This is a genomic window from Arthrobacter sp. Marseille-P9274 (assembly GCF_946892675.1).
In the GTDB taxonomy this organism is placed as follows: Bacteria; Actinomycetota; Actinomycetes; order Actinomycetales; family Micrococcaceae; genus Crystallibacter.
Map to the genome: position 1 here is coordinate 548,130 of NZ_CAMPOV010000001.1, position 17,374 is coordinate 565,503.

The 17,374-nt window shown below is 69.0% G+C and carries 16 protein-coding genes; 9 read left to right on the top strand and 7 right to left on the bottom strand.

Annotated features, from left to right (window positions below; genetic code table 11):
- Nucleotides 1-6 precede the first annotated feature (6 nt).
- The 3 genes from OC550_RS02500 to OC550_RS02510 form a co-directional block, all read right to left on the bottom strand.
- Complete coding sequence (locus OC550_RS02500; protein ID WP_262103724.1) at nt 7-1,185, bottom strand: zinc-dependent alcohol dehydrogenase; 1,179 nt, start codon at nt 1,183-1,185, stop codon at nt 7-9.
- A 443-nt stretch (nt 1,186-1,628) separates the two neighbouring features.
- Nucleotides 1,629-1,760, bottom strand: coding sequence for a hypothetical protein (locus OC550_RS02505; RefSeq protein ID WP_262103725.1), 132 nt, complete (start codon nt 1,758-1,760; stop codon nt 1,629-1,631).
- A 158-nt stretch (nt 1,761-1,918) separates the two neighbouring features.
- Nucleotides 1,919-2,671, bottom strand: coding sequence for a sulfite exporter TauE/SafE family protein (locus tag OC550_RS02510; RefSeq protein WP_262103726.1), 753 nt, complete (start codon nt 2,669-2,671; stop codon nt 1,919-1,921).
- A 161-nt stretch (nt 2,672-2,832) separates the two neighbouring features.
- Between OC550_RS02510 and OC550_RS02515 the strand changes: the two genes are divergently transcribed.
- Nucleotides 2,833-3,993 carry a glycosyltransferase family 1 protein gene (locus tag OC550_RS02515; protein WP_262103727.1) on the top strand — a complete coding sequence of 387 codons (1,161 nt, stop codon included), beginning with the start codon at nt 2,833-2,835 and terminating at the stop codon, nt 3,991-3,993.
- A 155-nt stretch (nt 3,994-4,148) separates the two neighbouring features.
- Here OC550_RS02515 and OC550_RS02520 read toward each other — a convergent pair whose 3' ends face one another.
- Nucleotides 4,149-4,967 carry an HpcH/HpaI aldolase/citrate lyase family protein gene (locus OC550_RS02520; protein ID WP_262103728.1) on the bottom strand — a complete coding sequence of 273 codons (819 nt, stop codon included), beginning with the start codon at nt 4,965-4,967 and terminating at the stop codon, nt 4,149-4,151.
- The gene (gene hpaH, locus OC550_RS02525; RefSeq protein ID WP_262103729.1) at nt 4,952-5,737 is read right to left on the bottom strand and encodes a 2-oxo-hept-4-ene-1,7-dioate hydratase; all 786 of its coding nucleotides are present in this window, start codon (nt 5,735-5,737) and stop codon (nt 4,952-4,954) included. Before hpaH ends, OC550_RS02520 begins: the two co-directional genes overlap by 16 nt.
- A 325-nt stretch (nt 5,738-6,062) precedes the next feature.
- Between hpaH and OC550_RS02530 the strand changes: the two genes are divergently transcribed.
- The 6 genes from OC550_RS02530 to OC550_RS02555 all read left to right on the top strand — a co-directional run bounded on the left by OC550_RS02530 (nt 6,063) and on the right by OC550_RS02555 (nt 13,398).
- The gene (locus OC550_RS02530; protein ID WP_262103730.1) at nt 6,063-7,721 is read left to right on the top strand and encodes an ABC transporter substrate-binding protein; all 1,659 of its coding nucleotides are present in this window, start codon (nt 6,063-6,065) and stop codon (nt 7,719-7,721) included.
- The gene (locus tag OC550_RS02535) at nt 7,706-8,650 is read left to right on the top strand and encodes an ABC transporter permease (protein WP_262103731.1); all 945 of its coding nucleotides are present in this window, start codon (nt 7,706-7,708) and stop codon (nt 8,648-8,650) included. Before OC550_RS02530 ends, OC550_RS02535 begins: the two co-directional genes overlap by 16 nt.
- Nucleotides 8,647-9,504: an ABC transporter permease gene (locus OC550_RS02540; protein ID WP_262103732.1), complete on the top strand. Its 858-nt coding sequence runs from the start codon at nt 8,647-8,649 to the stop codon at nt 9,502-9,504. The genes OC550_RS02535 and OC550_RS02540 overlap by 4 nt, the downstream gene beginning before the upstream one ends.
- A complete protein-coding gene (locus tag OC550_RS02545; protein ID WP_262103733.1) occupies nt 9,501-11,246 on the top strand; it encodes an ABC transporter ATP-binding protein in 1,746 nt (581 codons plus the stop codon). The genes OC550_RS02540 and OC550_RS02545 overlap by 4 nt, the downstream gene beginning before the upstream one ends.
- A gap of 61 nt (nt 11,247-11,307) precedes the next feature.
- Entirely contained in the window at nt 11,308-12,936 is a 1,629-nt protein-coding gene (locus tag OC550_RS02550; protein WP_262103734.1) for a stealth family protein, read from the top strand.
- A 102-nt stretch (nt 12,937-13,038) separates the two neighbouring features.
- On the top strand, nt 13,039-13,398 hold the full coding sequence (locus OC550_RS02555) for a hypothetical protein (protein ID WP_262103735.1): 360 nt from the start codon (nt 13,039-13,041) through the stop codon (nt 13,396-13,398).
- 54 nt (nt 13,399-13,452) lie between these two features.
- On the opposite strand, the gene OC550_RS02560 is transcribed toward OC550_RS02555, so the two are convergent.
- Nucleotides 13,453-14,358: a phosphodiesterase gene (locus OC550_RS02560; RefSeq protein ID WP_262106232.1), complete on the bottom strand. Its 906-nt coding sequence runs from the start codon at nt 14,356-14,358 to the stop codon at nt 13,453-13,455.
- Between the two features lie 182 nt (nt 14,359-14,540).
- Here OC550_RS02560 and OC550_RS02565 point away from each other — a divergent pair, with 182 nt between their 5' ends.
- Nucleotides 14,541-14,966 carry a DoxX family membrane protein gene (locus OC550_RS02565; protein WP_262103736.1) on the top strand — a complete coding sequence of 142 codons (426 nt, stop codon included), beginning with the start codon at nt 14,541-14,543 and terminating at the stop codon, nt 14,964-14,966.
- A 67-nt stretch (nt 14,967-15,033) separates the two neighbouring features.
- Nucleotides 15,034-15,624 carry a GNAT family N-acetyltransferase gene (locus tag OC550_RS02570; RefSeq protein WP_262103737.1) on the top strand — a complete coding sequence of 197 codons (591 nt, stop codon included), beginning with the start codon at nt 15,034-15,036 and terminating at the stop codon, nt 15,622-15,624.
- A gap of 58 nt (nt 15,625-15,682) precedes the next feature.
- Here OC550_RS02570 and OC550_RS02575 read toward each other — a convergent pair whose 3' ends face one another.
- Nucleotides 15,683-17,371, bottom strand: coding sequence for an ABC transporter ATP-binding protein (locus tag OC550_RS02575; protein WP_262103738.1), 1,689 nt, complete (start codon nt 17,369-17,371; stop codon nt 15,683-15,685).
- Nucleotides 17,372-17,374: the final 3 nt, after the last annotated feature.

Consider the following 17,374-nt stretch of genomic DNA (forward strand, 5'->3'; position numbering starts at 1 on the left):
AGACGGCTAAGGCTGGAGCACCACCTTGATGCAGCCGTCTTCCTTCTTCTGGAAGATCTCGTACATCTCCGGCGCGCGGTCCAGGGGCACACGATGGGTGACCAGATCGGACAAAGCCAGCGGATCGGCGTCGTCCTCCACGAGAGGAAGCAGGTCGCTGATCCAGCGCCGCACGTTGCACTGTCCCATGCGCAGCTGGATCTGCTTGTCGAACATCTTCAGCATCGGCATCGGATCCGCTTCGCCGCCGTAGACGCCGGACAGGGACACCGTGCCGCCGCGGCGCACGGCGTCGATGGCCGCATGCAGCGCGGCCAGCCGGTCCACGCCGGCGTGGCTCATCGCTAGCTTCGCCACCGGGTGCGGCAGGACCCCCACGGCGGCCTGCGCCGCCGCGGCCACGGGTGAGCCGTGCGACTCCATTCCGACGGCGTCGATCACCGCGTCCGGACCGCGGCCCGAGGTCACCTCGCGCAGGTCATCGGCGCAGCTCTTGCTCCAGTCCAGCGTGGCGATCCCGTGCCGTTCCGCCATCGCCCGGCGCTCCGGAATCCGCTCGACTGCGATCACCCGGTAGCCGAGGTGCCGGCCGATCCGGCTCGCCAGCTGCCCGACCGGTCCCAGTCCGAACACCGCCAGCGTGCCGCCGTCGGGCACGTCCGCATAGTCGACCGCCTGCCACGCAGTGGGCAGGATGTCGGACAGGAACAGATAGTGTTCGTCCGGAATCCCGGTGTCGCCGACCTTGATCGGACCGTAGTTGGCAAAGGGCACGCGCAGATATTCCGCCTGCCCGCCGGGTACCGACCCGTAGAGCTCGGTGTAGCCGAACAGCGCGGCGCCCGATCCGGTCTCGCGGACCTGCGTGGTTTCGCACTGCGACTGCAGGCCGAGGTTGCACATGAAGCAGTCGCCGCAGGCAATGTTGAACGGGACCACCACCTTGTCGCCGCGCTTGATGTTCGTGACGGCGCTGCCGACCTCCTCCACGATTCCCATCGGCTCGTGCCCGAGGATGTCGCCGCGGTGCAGGTAGGGGCCCATGAGCTCATACAGATGCAGGTCCGAGCCGCAGATCGCCGTCGAGGTGATCCGGATGATCGCGTCCGTCGGCTCCTGGATCGTGGGGTCGGGAACCTCCTCGACGCTCAACTGCCGCTTACCTTGCCAGGTCAGTGCTTTCATCCCAGGAGCTCCTGTCGCTGATCCGCGGGCCGCGCGGGGCCCTTTACCGGCGGGTTTTGTCCCACGGTACGCGCCCGGCTGGAGCCGGGCTAGGGGAACGTACGACGCCGGTGCCTCCTCTTTTCCGCCTGTCCGGATCAGCCTGCGACAGGTTCCGCGGCCGCCGGCAGGATGTTCTGGTTGCCGTGGAAGACGTTCTCCGGACCGTAGTCCCGCCCCGGCCGGTTCGCCCGGCGCCACATTCATGCCGCTGCGAAAATAACGGCGGGAATTGGAAAGGGCGGCTGGTTTCCACAAAAGAAAACCAGCCGCCCCTGTCAGGCGGATAAACCTCTCCGGCAAATCGACGCAAACCTCATTGTCCGCGGAAGGCAACGGAGATCCTCCGCCCGCTTATTGTTCGGGCCGCAATTCCCTAAGGCGGCTGCAGCCCGGCATCCGGACTAGCGGGCGTCCTTGCGGCGCTTCGGGAGGAATTCCTCGGTGGCCGCCTTGGCACGCTTCTCGGCGCGCTTTTCCTTAACGGATTTTCCCTGTTTTTTATTATTCGCGCCGCGTGGGGATTTTTCTGACATTCCAGCTCCTTCAAGCAGAAATACAATCGGTAAATCCACACCATACCCGATAAAAAAATAAAAGCCAGCGGCTTAAAGAAAGGCCCACGTCGGAAGCTTTCCCAGCCCCGGGGCCCATGAGGAGCCAGCGGGTCAGCCACGCCGGCTACAGGATGCCGCTACGCGTTCAGGTCCAGCACGCCCTTGACCATCGCCGCGGCGGCGCCGACAAAGGCGATCACGATGACGCCGGTCCGGGCATGGTGGTCCTTGATGTGCCGCATAAGCTTCTCCCCCGCCCAGATCCCGGCGACGATCATGCCGGCGAGCGCGGCCCACATCCACCACCGCAACTGCGGGACATCGTTCGGATCAAGCCAGGTCCGCACACCGACGGTTGCCAGGCAGAGCAGCAGGAAGTAGGGCTGCAGCGTGGCGGCGAATTCGCGCTGCGGCCAGCGGGCCAGGACAGCGTAAGCGCTCACCGTGGGGCCGCCCACCCCGGCCAGCGCGTTGGTCAGTCCGGAGCCCAATCCGGCGAGCGCCTTGGGCGGGTTGCCGTTGACTGTCACGGAGGCCCGGTTCAGGAGGACGGACAGCGCCAGCGCGGCGATCACTACCGCCCCGACGGCGATGACCAGCGGGGCGGCAGGAAGTTTGACCGCCAGCATCGATCCGCCCACTGTGCCGGCCAAAGCCGGAACGCTCAGCCAGCGGAACATGCTCCAGTCGATGTGGGACCACACGCGGGGAACAATCAGCCCGCAGGAGACGACGCTGCAGATGTTGATCATCATGATGCCGGTGTGGGCTCCCAGCAGCATGACCAGGACCGGGGAGAGCAGCAGAGCAAAGCCCACACCGGCGATCCGCTGGGCCACCGAGCCCATGAAGATCGCCACCAGAATCACGCCGAGCAGTCCAATAGTCACCGACCCACCTTAGACGCTATGTCCCGTGCCACAGCCACCACAGCATGCCGCCGCGTGCCCGCCCAGGCGAGGCGCCGCCGTCGTCAGGCTTTGGCTTGGTGTTCACCGTCACGTCACGTCCCGCTCCCCCGCCGTCCTACCGCGGCGTCCACGCTGGCTGTGTGAGGATAGCCATTGTTGCTGAATCGTTCCTGCCGCATATGAACGGCGTCACCCACTCGCTCCTCCAAGTGATTGCGCATCTGCGCCGCCGCGGAGACGACGCCCTGATCATCGCGCCGGCCTCGTCGTGGCTCGATGACGAGGCGCCCGCCGAGGTCCAGGGCTACCCGGTGCACCGCCTGCCGTCCATCCCGCTGCACGGCTATCCGAACGTCCGCGTGGCCGCCGGGACCGTCACCCGGATCCGGCGGATCCTGGCCGATTTCGCGCCGGACGTGGTGCACGTGGCCTCGCCGTTCGTGCTCGGCTGGCGTGCGGTCCAGGCGGCGCACCAGCTCGGCCTGCCCGCGGTCTCCATCTACCAGACCGAAGTGCCCGCCTACGCGGCCCGCTACGGGGCTCCCTGGCTCGAGCAGCTGCTGTGGCAGCACGTGGAGAACATCCACGAGCTTTCCACCGTCACGCTGGCCCCGTCGAGCTTCGCGATGAACCAGCTGCATTCACACTCGGTGCCGCGGGTGCATCTGTGGCGGCGGGGCGTGGACAGCGCGCGCTTCAATCCGGAGAAGTACGACGCCGGGTGGCGGGCTTCCGTGGCGCCGAACGGTGAGCGGATCATCGGGTTTGTGGGCCGCCTCGCCGCCGAGAAGCAGGTCGAGGATCTGGCCGTGCTGTCCGACATTCCGGGCACGCGGCTGGTCATTGTTGGTTCGGGTCCGTTGAAGGACACTCTCCGGCAGAAGCTCCCCGGGGCCTACTTCGCCGGCTTCCAGGGCGGCGAGGACCTGGCGCGGATGGTGTCCAGCTTCGACCTGTTCGTCCATCCGGGTGAGTCCGAAACGTTCTGCCAGACGATCCAGGAGGCGCAGGCCGCCGGCGTTGCCGTGGTGGCCGTGGGCCGGGGCGGGCCGCTGGATCTGGTGAATCCCTCGCGCACGGGCTGGCTGTACACGCCGGGCCGGCTGGATGAGCTGCGCGGCTACGTCATGGATCTGGTGGGCGACGACATCAAGCGCCGCGCCTTCGGCCGGGCCGCCCGGGACGCCGTCCGCGGCCGGACCTGGCCGGTGCTCTGCGAGCAGCTGGTGGGCTACTACACGAAGGCCATCGAGGTGAAGCGGCGCACGCTCAACCTCGAAGCCAAGGCCTTCTTGGCCTGACCAGGCGGCTGGACCGGCGCGGGCCAGGCCCTACGGACGCATTCATTTGGCCTTTAGTGGCTGGATTCAGCGGCCATTCCAGCCACTAAAGGCCAATGAATGTGGAACCGGGGCGGCCCGCCTCTGCGCACGGATCACCCCGGTTCCTGGCGGGCTCAGTAGCTGGCGGGGGTGCCGGCGGGGGCGTCCTGGGGTGCCTGGATGAACTTGGCGGCGAGGGCCTCCGTGCCGCGGGCCAGCAGGGCGACGTCCGCGCCGACGTTGACGAAGTCCGCGCCGGCGTCGATGTAGCGCCGGGCGGAGGCTTCGACGAAGGCGTTGACCCCCACGAATTTGCCCGCGGCCTTGACCTCGCGGATGCTCTGCAGCACGGCCTCGACCACGTCCGGGTGCTCCTGCTGCCCGAGGACGCCCATCGAGGCGGCCAGGTCAGAAGGACCGATGAAGACGCCGTCGACGCCGTCCACGCCGGCGATGGCCGCGCCGTTCTGCACGGCCTCCGCCGCTTCGATCTGCACGATGAGCGTCAGGGTGTCCCCGGCCCGGTTCAGGTAGTCCGGGATCCGGTTCCAGCGCGCGGAACGGGCCAGCGCCGAGCCGACGCCGCGGATGCCGCGGGGCGGATAGTGCATGGCGGCGACGGCGGCTTCGGCCTGCTCGGCGTTGTTGACCATGGGCACGATCAGGGTCTGGGCACCGAGGTCCAGGTACTGCTTGATCAGCACCGCGTCATTGAACGGCACGCGGACCACCGAAAGGCATGGGTAGCCTGCGACGGCGCGCAGCTGGGCCAGGATCGACTCCAGGCCCATGGGTCCGTGCTCGCCGTCGATCAGCAGGTAGTCCAGCCCGGACCCGGCGCAGATCTCCGCGACGCCCGCGTCGCCGGAGCAGACGAACATGCCGGCGACGGTGCGGTCGGTGGAGCGGATGAGGTCCTTGAAGGACGGCGCGGCTTCTACTCGAAACGGCATGTGATGGTTCCCAGCTTTCCGTAGTCGGCGAAGACGGTGTCACCCTCGTAGACCCACATGGGCCGGGTGAAGGAACCGGCGAGGATGGTTTCGCCGGCCTTGAGGTGGTCGCCATGGGGTGCGATCTTGTTGGCCAGCCAGTAGACCCCGGCGGCCGGGTGGTTCAGCACGCCGGCGGCGACGCCGGTTTCCTCCACCGTCTGGTTCTTGTAGAGGATGGCGGAGATCCAGCGCAGGTCCACGTCCTGCGGCCGGACCGGGTTTCCTCCGATGACCATCGCGCCCATGGCCGCGTTGTCCGAGATGGTGTCGACGATGGTGCGTCCCTCCATCTCGATCCGGGAGTCGAGGATCTCCAGCGCCGGGACGACGTACTCGGTGGCGTTCAGCACGTCGAAGATCGTCGCGTTGGGGCCCTTGACGTCGCGGTTCAGCACGAAGGCCAGTTCCACTTCGATGCGCGGGTGCGTGTACTGGTCCCACTTCACCGTGCAGCCGTTTTCGAGGATCATGTCGTCGAAGATGATGCCGTAGTCCGGCTCGGAGATGCCGGTGGCGTACTGCATGGCCTTGGAGGTCAGGCCGATCTTGCGCCCGGCCAGCTTCCGGCCGTTGGCCTCGCTGCGCTCCCGCCAGAGGTTCTGCACCGCGTAGGAATCCTCCACGGTCATCTCCGGGTAGCGCGCGGTCAGCCGCGGCACCGGCTGGCGGTTCCGGCCGGCGTCCACCAGTTCATCGGCAATTTTTTCAATGGTCGTCTGATCAAGCACGCGACAGGCTCCAGTTCGAGAATCTTCGGCTGCGGGCAGCACCGGCGGCGGTCCTGCCCGTGCTGTTGGACCGGCACTGGCTGCTCCGCCGGCCGGTCCAGCACCATAGTACGGTTCCGCCGGGCCGAATGAGACTTCGGTTACAGCCGGCCGCGCTTGTGGTCCTCCACAGGCTGCAGAACCGCCGGATTCGCCCACATCACAGGCCCGCGGCATACACCCGGGGCATCCGCTGGCCTAGCATTGATGGGTGCAGGTCTTACCCAGCAGGGCCCTGCCGCGGGTGCGCAGCCGCCGCCCGCCGATAAGTTGAGGAAGTTGCCCAATGTCGTTTCCCTTCCGTACCCCCGTCCGGGGTGTGCCTGCCGCGGTAGGTGCCGTGGCCGCCGTCGTACTTCTGGCCGGATGCAGCGGGGGCGGCAGTTCCCCCGACGACGGCGGGGAGCCGGTCAGCGGGGGCAATCTGGTCTACGCGACGGGCGACGCAGAGCCCACCTGCCTGGACCCGCATGTCGGCGGCAACTACCCGCAGGCGCTGATCTCCAGCCAGTACCTTGAGCCGCTGGTGTCGAAGAATTCCGACGGCGCGATCATCCCGTGGCTGGCCAGTAGCTGGGAGCAGAGCGAGGACGGCCTGAGCTGGACCTTCACGCTCCGCGAGGGCGTGAAGTTCACGGACGGCACGCCGCTGGACGCCGAGGCCGTGAAGGCCAACATCGAACACGTGCAGGACCCCGCGACGGCATCCTCGACCGGCTACCTGGCGCTGGGCAAGATCAAGAGCGCCGAGGCGGTCGACGCGCAGACCCTGAAGCTGACGCTGAGCTCGCCGGACAGCGCGCTGCTCGAGTCCTTCACCATGCCGTGGGTGGCGATCCAGTCCCCGAAGGCCCTGGAGCGCAGCCAGGAGGAGAACTGCGCCGCCCCGGTGGGCACCGGGCCGTTCATCGTGGACAAGTGGGTCAAGCAGGAATCCGTCACGATGGTGCGCAACGAGGACTACTCGGCTCCGCCCGCGGAAGGCTGGCATGAGGGCCCGGCCTACCTGGACTCCATCACCTGGCGGTTCATTCCGGAATCCGCCACCCGGTACGCGGCGCTGCAGGCCGGCGAGGTACAGGTCATCGACAACGCGCAGCCGGACACCATCAAGGCGGCCGAGGGCAGCGACGTCATCAAGCACCTGGACGCCCCGCGGCCCGGCGCGTCCAACCGCCTGGAGCTGAACAGCAGCAAGGCGCCGTTCAATGACCCGAAGGTCCGGGAGGCGTTTGTCCGTTCCGTGAACGTGAACGACGGCGTGTCCACCCTCTTCTTCGACACCGCCGAGAGGTCCTACTCACCGCTGTCCAGCGTGGAACCGCTGGCCTATTCGGACCAGTCCCTGTTCGGGTACGACCCGGAGGAAGCCAACCGGCTCCTGGACGAGGCCGGCTGGACGGAGCGGGATTCGGACGGCTACCGGGTCAAGGACGGCAAGCGGCTGACGCTGCAGTTCCCGGTCAGCACCAACCAGTCGATTCCGGCGGAACAGTCGCTGTTCGAGCAGTTCCAGGCCACGGCGAAGGAGGCCGGGTTCGAGGTCAAGCTGAACCTGCTGGACCTCTCCAGCTGGTACGGCGCGCTGGCCGACAACAACTACAACCTGGTCAGCGCCCCCTATACCAAGGTCGGGCCGGATGTCCTGCGGATCCTGTACCACTCGGACAGCACCAAGCCCGCACCCAGCGGCTACTTCGCCAACCTGTCGCAGGTGAAGTCCGATGAGCTGGACGAGCTGCTGACGAAGGCCAGCGAAACTTCGGAGCCGACGGAGCGCGAGAAGCTCTACGATGAGGCGCAGAAGATCGTGCTCGAGGGCTATTACATCCTGCCGCTCTACGACCAGCAGAACCACTTCCTCAACCGCTCCGAGGTCTCCGGCGTGAAGGCGCTGCCCACCGTTTCCACGCCGACCTTCCACGATGCGTGGCTGACCAACTGAAGCCCGTCCGCTGGGTGCTGGCCAAGGTCCTGGGCGCGGTCTTCGTGCTCTGGGCCGTGGCCACGCTCATCTTCTTCGGCATCCGGCTGATTCCCGGGGACCCCGCCGAAGCGATCCTGGGCGGACCGGGTTCGCAGGCCTCGCCGGAGGCCCTCGAGCAGGTCCGCCGGGACTATGGCCTGGACCAGCCGCTCCTGGTGCAGTACGCGGCGCAGCTGGCTCGGCTCTTCCGGGGCGATTTGGGCGATTCCTACTCGCTGCGGATGCCGGTGGCGGACCTGATCGCCAACCAGCTGCCGGGCACGCTGCTGCTGGCGGCGCTGTCCCTGCTGGTGGCCTGGCTGCTGGCCCTCGGCCTCGCCGGCTGGTCCACGCTCAACGGCAGGGCCGCTGCCGTCGTCGCCTCCGGGCTTGAGATCGCCGCAGCAGCGGTGCCGCACTTCTGGCTGGCGAGCGTGCTGATCCTGCTGTTCAGCAACTCGCTCGGCTGGCTGCCTCCGGTGAACACCGGTTCCGCCGACGGGCTCATCTTGCCGGTCGTCACGCTGGCGCTGCCGCTGGCCGGCTTCCTCGGGCAGGTCATGCGCGAGTCGATGCTCGCCGCCATGTCCAGCCCGTTCGCGCTTTCGGCCCGGGCCCGCGGCGAGGGCGAGTCCGGGGTGCTCTTCCGCCATGCCCTGCGGCACGCAGCGCTGCCGGGCATCGCGCTTTCCGGCTGGGCCTTCGGGAATCTGCTCAGCGGCGCCGTCGTGGTGGAATCGATCTTCGCCCGGCCGGGGCTGGGCCGGACGCTGCTGAACGCCGTGACGCTGCGGGACATCCCTCTCGTGACCGGCGTCGCCCTGGTTTCCGCGCTGGCCTACGTGCTGGTCATGGCGGCCAGCGACGTCGCCGAACGGGCGGCGGATCCGAGGCTGCGGACGGCATGAGCATCTTCTCCAGCAGGCGCACCCACCGGGATCCGGCGCTGGCCGCGCATTTCCCGGGCCTGCGCGGCCTGGAAATCGCCGCGGCCGCCGTAGCGCTCTTCCTGGTCTTCGCCGCCTGCTTCCCGACCCTGCTGGCCCCGTTCGACCCGCTGGCCATCAACCCGAGCGACGCGTTCCAGGGCCCCTCCGCCGAGCACTGGTTCGGCACCGACGAATCGGGCCGGGACATCTTCTCCCGCGTGGTCCACGGAGCCCGGCCCTCGCTGCTGATCGGCGCCGCCGCCACAGCCATCGGCCTGGGGCTGGCGCTGCTGCTCGGCACCGCCGCCGGGCTGGGCGGCCGCTGGCTGGACTTCGGCATCGGCAGGATCCTAGAGGTTCTGTTCGCGCTGCCCGGGCTCCTGCTCGCGTTGGTCTTCATCGCGATCGCGGGTCCCGGCATCACCACATCGGTCGTCGCCGTCGGCCTGTCCACCGCACCGGGCTACGCCCGCATCATCCGCGGCCAGATCGTGCAGGTGCGTTCCTCGCCGATGGTGGAGGCCGCCGTCGTCCTGGGCCGCAGCCCGGCCCAGGTGCTGACGCGGCACATCCTGCCCAACGCCCTCTCCCCCGTGTTTGTGCTTGGCACCCTCGGCTTGGGCCAGGCGGTGGTATGGGCGTCGTCCCTGAGCTTCCTTGGCCTCGGGGCGCCGCCGCCGGCCGCCGAATGGGGCGCGATGCTCGCCGCCGGCCGGACCTATCTGGGCACGGCGTGGTGGATGACGCTCTTCCCCGGCCTGGCCATCGTGCTGGCGGCCGCGTCCTCGACGGTACTCGGGCGTGCCCTGCAGCGGCGGGCGGTGTCGCGGTGAATTCGAAGAACGACGCCGTGCTGCGGCTGGAGAACCTGAATGTCGCCTTCGGCGGCGAACCGGCCGTGCGCGGCGTCTCGCTGGAGATCCGGGCCGGTGAGTGCCTGGCGCTGGTGGGCGAATCCGGGTCCGGCAAGTCCGTCACCGCGCGGGCCCTCATCGGCCTGGCCGGGGCCGGCGCGAAGGTCAGCACGGACCGGCTTGAGCTGTCCGGCAGGAACCTGGCCGGACTCAGCCAGCGCGCCTGGCAGCAGGTGCGCGGCAGCCGGATCGGCTTCATCCTGCAGGACGCCCTGGTCTCGCTCGACCCGCTGCGCACCATCGGCCGGGAGATCGATGACGCGCTCCGGCTCGGCTCGAAAGACAGCCGGCGGGACCGGGCCCGCCGGATTCTGTCGCTGCTCGAAGACGTGGGCCTGGACAACCCGGCCCAGCGCGCCGGCCAGCGCTCCGGCGAGCTCTCCGGCGGCATGCGCCAGCGTGCCCTCATCGCCTCGGCCATCGCCCTGGATCCGGAGCTGATCATCGCCGACGAACCCACCACCGCGCTGGACGCGACGGTGCAAGCGCAGATCCTGGACCTCCTCGCCGCCCTGCGGGAGCGGGGCTCCGCGATGCTGCTGATCAGCCACGACCTGGCCGTCGTGGAGTCGGTCGCGGACCGGGTCGCCGTCATGACGGAGGGCCGGATCGTGGAGCTGGGGCCCGCCGCCCAGGTACTGGGCTCGCCGCGCCATGAATACACCCGGAAGCTGCTGCGTGCCGTGCCCGCCGACCACCCCCGAGGCACCCGGCTCTCCGCGTCCCCCGAGCCGGCTGACCAGACAGCTTCGCACGTTTCCGGGAGGGCGGCAGCCGGCGCCGCCGAAACACCTGGCGGATCCGGCGCATCCGCAGGACCGGCCGCGGCCGGCCAACTGACGGTTGCCGCTCGGATGCAGGCCGATAAAGCGCCCGCTGCCGCCCCGGTCCTGCAGGCTGCCGGGCTCACAAAATCCTTCCGTACGCCGGACAAGAAGCCGTTCACCGCCGTCGACAGTGTCTCCTTCGAACTGGCCGCCGGCGAGACGCTGGGCCTGGTCGGCGAATCGGGCTCGGGCAAGACCACCGCCGCCCGCCTGGTGCTCGGCCTGGCCGAGCCGGATGGCGGCGAGGTCCGGCTCTTCGGCCAGCCTTGGAGCGGACTCCCCGAACGGGAGCGCCGCAGCCGCCGCGCACTGATCGGCGCCGTCTACCAGGACCCGCTCAGCTCGTTCGACCCGCGGCTGACGGTCGGCCAGCTGCTGGCCGATGCCTTGTCCGGCGGACGGAGCCTGAACCCCAAAGCGCAGGCGGCGGACACGGCGCGGCTGCTGGATCTGGTCGGCCTGCCGGCCCGCTTCGCGGCCCGCGGCACGCGGACCCTCTCGGGCGGTCAGCGCCAGCGCGTGGCGATCGCCCGGGCGCTGGCCCCCAAGCCGAGAATCATCATCTGCGACGAGCCGGCGTCGGCGCTGGACGTATCCGTACAGGCACAGATCCTGGACCTGCTGGACGACCTGCAGCGGGAGTTCGGACTGAGCTACCTGTTCATCTCCCACGACCTCGGCGTTGTCCGGCACATGAGCGACCGGGTGGCGGTAATGCAGCGCGGCAGGATCGTGGAGCAGGGTCCGGCGGAACACCTCTTCTCCTCCCCGCAGCATGCGTATACGCAGCGGCTGCTCGCCGCCACGGTCCATCCTCCGCGCACCGGAAGCTGACGGGACGGCCGCAGCGCCGCTGGGCTTACTATGGAGGGAATCCGCTACATCTGCCCTGCCCATGAAAGAGGATCCTTCCATCACGGACTCGCTTGCCCCAACTGACATTGCCGGCGCCTACTTCGGTGCGCCGGAGCCGGAGGAGACCCAGCGCGACGTCGTCGAGGTCACTTCACCCGCCGCCGTCGCACGCCTGGAAGACCGCGCCGACGTCGTCAAGGTCAAGCGGCGCTACGCCCTCGTCAACCGGGATCGCACGCCGCACGAGGCCATGGTCGAGGACCTGCTCTTCATCCGCCGCGTGCTCGACGACGCGGGCCTGCGCTATCTGCTGGTCCGCGGCAACGACGCGCGCCCGGTGATCGCCGTCAATTGGGAAGACCGCAAGGCACTGCAGTCGGCGCTGGCCGAAGCCTGCCGCAACGAGCCCTTCTACTCGATGACCGTGGACGCGAAGAAGAAGACCGCGCTGCTGGTCGGCGACGGCCTCCTCGCCGAGGGCAACAAGGCCCGCATCTTCCGGCTCTACCGCCCGCGCATCGAGCCCAACGGCGGCCTCGTCTACGGGCAGTCCGCCGGCGTGCAGATCGAACTCTGGCGCTGGGAAGGCGACCATGTGGTCCTGCCGATCGAGAATTCGCTGACCCGCCGCTCGCTTCCCGCCGCCGAAGCCGTCCGGGGCACCGTCTTCCGCTACGGCCTGGAGTGGCCCACGATCGAGAACATGTTCGCGGACCACGCCACGGACATCGACTTCGAGATCGACATCGTCTTCTCCTGGGTGGACGGCAACGATCCGGCCTACCAGGCTGCCCGCCGCAAGCGCCAGGAAGGCGTCGCCCTCGGCGAAGGCGACGAGGCGGATGCCCGCTTCCGCCAAATCAACGAGCTCAAATATGCGCTGCGCTCCGTGCACATGTTCGCTCCCTGGATCCGGCACATCTTCATCGCCACGGACTCCCCCGTTCCGGAATGGCTGGATGCGGAGCACGCAGCGATCACCATCGTGCGCAGCGAGGAGCACTTCAAAGACCCCTCCGTGCTGCCCACCCACAATTCGCAGGCCGTGGAGGCCCAGCTCCAGCACATCGAGGGCCTGAGCGAACACTTCCTCTACTCCAACGACGACATGTTCTTCGGCCGCCCCGTCGGCCCGGATGTCTTCTTCTCCCCCGGCGGCATCACCAAGTTCATCGAGGCCAGCACCCGGATCGGCCTCGGCGACAACCATCTGGACCGCTCCGGCTTCGAGAACGCCGCCCGGGTCAACCGAAAGCTGCTCTACGAACGCTTCGGCCGGATCACCACCCGCCATCTCGAGCACTGCGCCGCGCCCCTGCGCAAGAGCGTACTGTTCGAAATGGAGGACGTCTTCGCCGAGCAGTTCACCGCCACCGCCGCCAGCCGCTTCCGCGCCAAGGACAACATTTCGGTCACCAACTCGCTGTACCACTACTACGCCCTGCTCACCGGCCGCGCCGTCACGCAGACCCAGGCCAAGGTGAAGTACGTCGACACCACCATGTACTCCGGCCTGAGGCAGCTGGCCCGGCTGCTCAAGAAGCGCAACCATGACTTCTTCTGCCTCAACGACGGCAGCTTCCCGGAGGTCCCGGCGGACGAACGGCAGAATGTCGTGACGGACTTCCTCGAGAAGTACTTCCCGGTCCCCGCGCCCTGGGAGAAGTGACCCCGGAGGCGTTAGGGCACCGCTGGCCGACGCCCGCTTCCCGCCCGCCGCGCGGGCCCTTTGCTACTTCCCGCCCGGTCCGCCGGCATCTAGGCTGGCAGCATGTCCAACGACTCCTCAACGGCTGCCCCGGGCGAACGGCGCAGCATCCTGTCCATGCTCTCCGAGGACTTCAAGTCCTTTGCCTGGCGCCGCTCCTTCGGCGATCCCGTGCAGGTGGGCGACCAGCAGGTCATTCCCGTGGCGCTGGTTAAGGTCGGTTTCGGCGGCGGCGGAACCGGGAACGACGGCGGCGGGGGCGGGGGCGGCGCGGTGCTTCCGGTCGGCATCCTGGCCGCGGACGAGAACGGCCGGGCAAGCTTCATTCCGAACCCGATCGCCGTGCTCGCCGTCATGATTCCGCTGGTCTGGGTCAGCGGACAGGCGGTCGCCCGGATTGTCTCCGCCGCGCGGAACCGCTGAAGCGGTCCCAGCTGAACCGGTCCCAGGGGATGCCTCTGTAACCGGCAGCTCCTGCTAGACCCGGCTGAGCTCCCGGCTGCCGTCCGGGATCCGGATCTTGGCGGCCTCCAGCCGGCGCTGCGTCTCCTCGGCGTCCACGTACTGCCCGACGGTCGGGTGCTCGCCGACCGGCACGACGGAGTGGACGATCGTCTCGTCGTAGACATGCACCAGGTTGTAGGCCTGCGCGCCGTCCCGGCCGCGGGTGCCTCCCACGGGCACGTTCAGGTCCTGGGTGTAGCAGGTGGCGGAGGCGACGGAGACGGGGACGCCGGCGAAGGTCGCCGTCGTCGAATAGTGCAGGTGGCCGGCCAGGATGGAGCGCACGTCGCTGCCGCGCACCACGTCCGCCAGCCGGCGCTGGTCCCGCAGCTCCACCAGCACGGACAAGTCCAGCACGCTGGGGACCGGCGGGTGGTGCAGGGCCAGGATGGTCCCGTCCGGCGCGGGGACGGCCAGTTCGTCCTCGAGCCACTGCAGCTGCTGGTCGCTGACCTCGCCGTGATGGAAGCCGGGGACGGTGGAGTCCAGCGTCACGATGCGCAGGCCGCCGACGTCGTAGCTCTTGTCCAGCGGCGCCATGTCCGCCGGCAAGTCCATCAGCCCGGCGCGCAGGTTCGCCCGGTCGTCATGGTTGCCCATCACCCAGATCACCTCGGCCCCGAGGCGCCGGGCGGATGGCTCGACGATCGCGCGCAGCTTCTCGTACGCCTCTGGCTCCCCCTTGTCCGCGAGGTCGCCGGTGAAAACGATCGCTTCCGGCTGCGATCCCGACGACTCGAGGCCGTCGAAGACCTCGCGCAGCCGTGCCTCGCTGTCGACGCTTCCATAGAGGGGATCCGAGCCGCCCACCAGATGGGTGTCGCTCATGTGCAGTATGAAATGGTTCGGCCTGGGATGCTCGGCCTGGATGTAATCCATCATTTGCTTTCTGCTGGTTGAACCGGGTTTAACGGTTCTTACTACAATCCATCCAAGCAGACGGGGCTCAAACTTCAAGTTAACAGGCCGTCGAACTACGGATTATTGCGCTCTGGCGGCACGCGCCGCAGGGACGTAGGCTCTAAAACGTCGACCGTATTCCGGCGTACGAGAGGACCATCATGAAGCTCAGCCATATCCCGCTCCGCCTCGCCACCGGCGGATTCATCCTCAATTCCGGCCTCGGCAAGACGGGCCTGGACAGGGACAGCGCGGCCGGCATCCAGGCCATGGCCGCCAACATTTTCCCGCAGGTCAAGCAGATGGAACCCGAGCAGTTCGGCAAGTTCGTCAGCTACGGGGAGATCGCCGTCGGCAGCATGCTGCTGGCGCCCTTCATCCCGAGCCGGCTCGCCGGGCTGGCCCTGGCCGTCTTCTCCGGTTCGCTGGTCGGCATGTACCTCAAGACTCCGGGCATGACGCAGGAAGGCAGCGTCCGCCCGACCACCGAGGGCACCGCCCTGGCCAAGGACGTCTGGATGCTCGGCATCGCGCTGTCGCTGATCCTGGACCCGAAGAATCCGCGCCGTTCCCTCACTGCCACGTAATCCGGAGCGAGTAGCCCGGCAGACCCGTTTCGACGAACAACGGCGGTGCGCGCCTAAAATGGTGCGCGTGAGTAACGTGACCCCTCCCGCCGCGGAGGCACCGCCGTCGTCAAGCATCCGCGCCGCCCTCCCGGGCGAGGGCACCGCACTTGCCGAGTGCGCGGCCGCCACCTTCCCCATGGCCTGCCCGCCCGAGATGACGGCCGAGGACATCTCCGGCTACGTGGCGGCCAACCTTGGCGCACAGCATTTCGAGCAGTACCTGGCCGATCCGCGCCGCAGCCTGCTGGTGGTCGAGGACGATGCGGAGGTTTCGCCGGTCCTGGCGGGCTACAGCATGCTCATCCACACCCCGCCCGCGGATGAAGAGGTGCGGGCGGCGCTCACCGTCCAGCCGGCGTCCATGCTGAGCAAGTTCTACGTCCGCGCCGACGCCCACGGCAGCGGGCTGGCGCAACGACTGATGGCCGCGACCCTCGACACCGCGCGGCGCGCCGGCGCCCATGCCGTGTGGCTCTCCGTCAACGAACACAATCTGCGCGCGCAGAAGTTCTACGCCAAGAACGGCTTCCGCACGGTCGGCGGCATGGACTTTCCCACCGCCCGGCTGGTCCTGCGCGACCACGTACTGGAGCGCCGGCTCCAGGCAGAACCCTAAGCCGGCGCCAGGACGCTTCACCGCTCGACGACCACGTGCTCGTTCGGAACTGTGCGGGTCAGATGCTGGCCCGGTCGCCCTTCCAGCTGTAGGACGCCCACACCAGGTCCAGCCCGGCGTGCGGGCAGTCGACGTTCCACTCGGTGTACTCCCCCGCCACGGAGCCGGGGTGGTCCGAGGCGAACAGGACCACGCCCGGATAGTCCCGGACCAGGCCTGCCAGCACCGCCATTCCCGCGTGGTCCAGGTCGGCGTCGATCCGGTTCAGGACCAGCAGCGGCGGGTCGCCGAGCGCGGCCCTGGCCAGCAGCAGCCGTGCCCGCTCCGACGTCGACAGCGGCTCCCCGCCGCGCTTCAGCTGGGTCTGCTCGCCGCGGGACAGCCGGGCGATCCGCTCGGCAAGCCCCACCCGTTCCAGCGCCGAGGTTCCGGCCGCCGGATCCAGATCGGGCATCCGGTAGCGGACGCTGCGCGCGATCGAACCGCGCTCAAGGTACGTCCCCGCGGCCACATAGCCCAGCAGCTCCCGCCGCGTCCGGCCCCCGCTGTCCAGCAGGGACTTCCCGTCGATCTGCGTGTAGGCATCCGGTTCGCTGCGCACGCCGATCAGCTTCTCCAGCACGCGTGTCTCCGTGGCCGGGTCCGCCGACCGGATCCGCACCCGGTCCCCCGGGCCGGCGTGCAGGTCAGGCACCGCACAGTTGCGGCACTCGGAGAGGCCGGTGACCAGCACCGAACCCGGCAGGTCCCCGCCGTCCATTCCCGCCGCCGCGCCGGCACCGGACGGGACCGCCCCGGGGCCGCGGCGCCGTCGTTCTTCCCTGGCTTCTGCCGCCACGGCCAGCGCCGGCGCGAGGATGCGCCGGGCGGCCTTGAAGTTCTGCCGGTACTCGACCACCCGGCCCGAGTCCGCCACCGGTGCGGCGATCATGCCCACGATCGTCAGCCCCGCCGCAATGGTAGGCGTCGGAACCGCCTGCCACACGCCGACGGCGGCGACCGCGGCGCTGCCCAGGGCGGCGCCGGCCGCTGCGGACCCGCGGATCCAGCCGGCGATCGCCGCGCGGTGGACGGCGGCATCGACGACCTTGCGGCCGGCCTTGTCCACCTGCCTGACCTCGCGGGCCTCGCCGCCGGCGGCCCGGATGGTGCCCGCGGCGATCACGGTGTCGGCCAGCCGCGCCGCCAGCCGTCCGCGCTGCCGGCGGAGCGTCCGGGCGCGGTGGAAGGCCGGACGGGCGAGCAGAGCCAGTCCGCCGGTGAGCACCACCAGGGGAACGACGACGGCGGCGGAGAGTGCGGGTGAAAGGAACCACAGCGCCACGGCTGTTCCAAGGATCAGCGGGATGCCCACGGCCAGCGGCGCAATTCCCAGCGCGATCCAGTTCCGCACGCTGGAGAGGTCGTTGGTGTTGCGGGCGATCGTCACGCCCGGCGACGGCCCCCGGTCGGTGGCCAGCGCCGATTTCACCAGGCCCTTGCGGATCTCATGGATGTAGTCCTGGCCCAGCTTTTCGGCCAGCACGCGCTCCAGTGCACGCAGCGCGCCGACACCCAGCGCGGCGGCGGCGAGTCCGGCGACCGCCGGCCCCGTGCTGCCGGCCGCTGGGCCGCCGTCCAGCAGCCGCGTCATCAGCAGCGCGCTCGCGCCCGCCAGGGCGGCCATGGCCAGACCGGTCCCGATCAGCAGGGCCATCAGCCCCCGGCGCCGGCCGGCGAGCAGCTTAGGCAGGGAGTTATCCGTCATGGT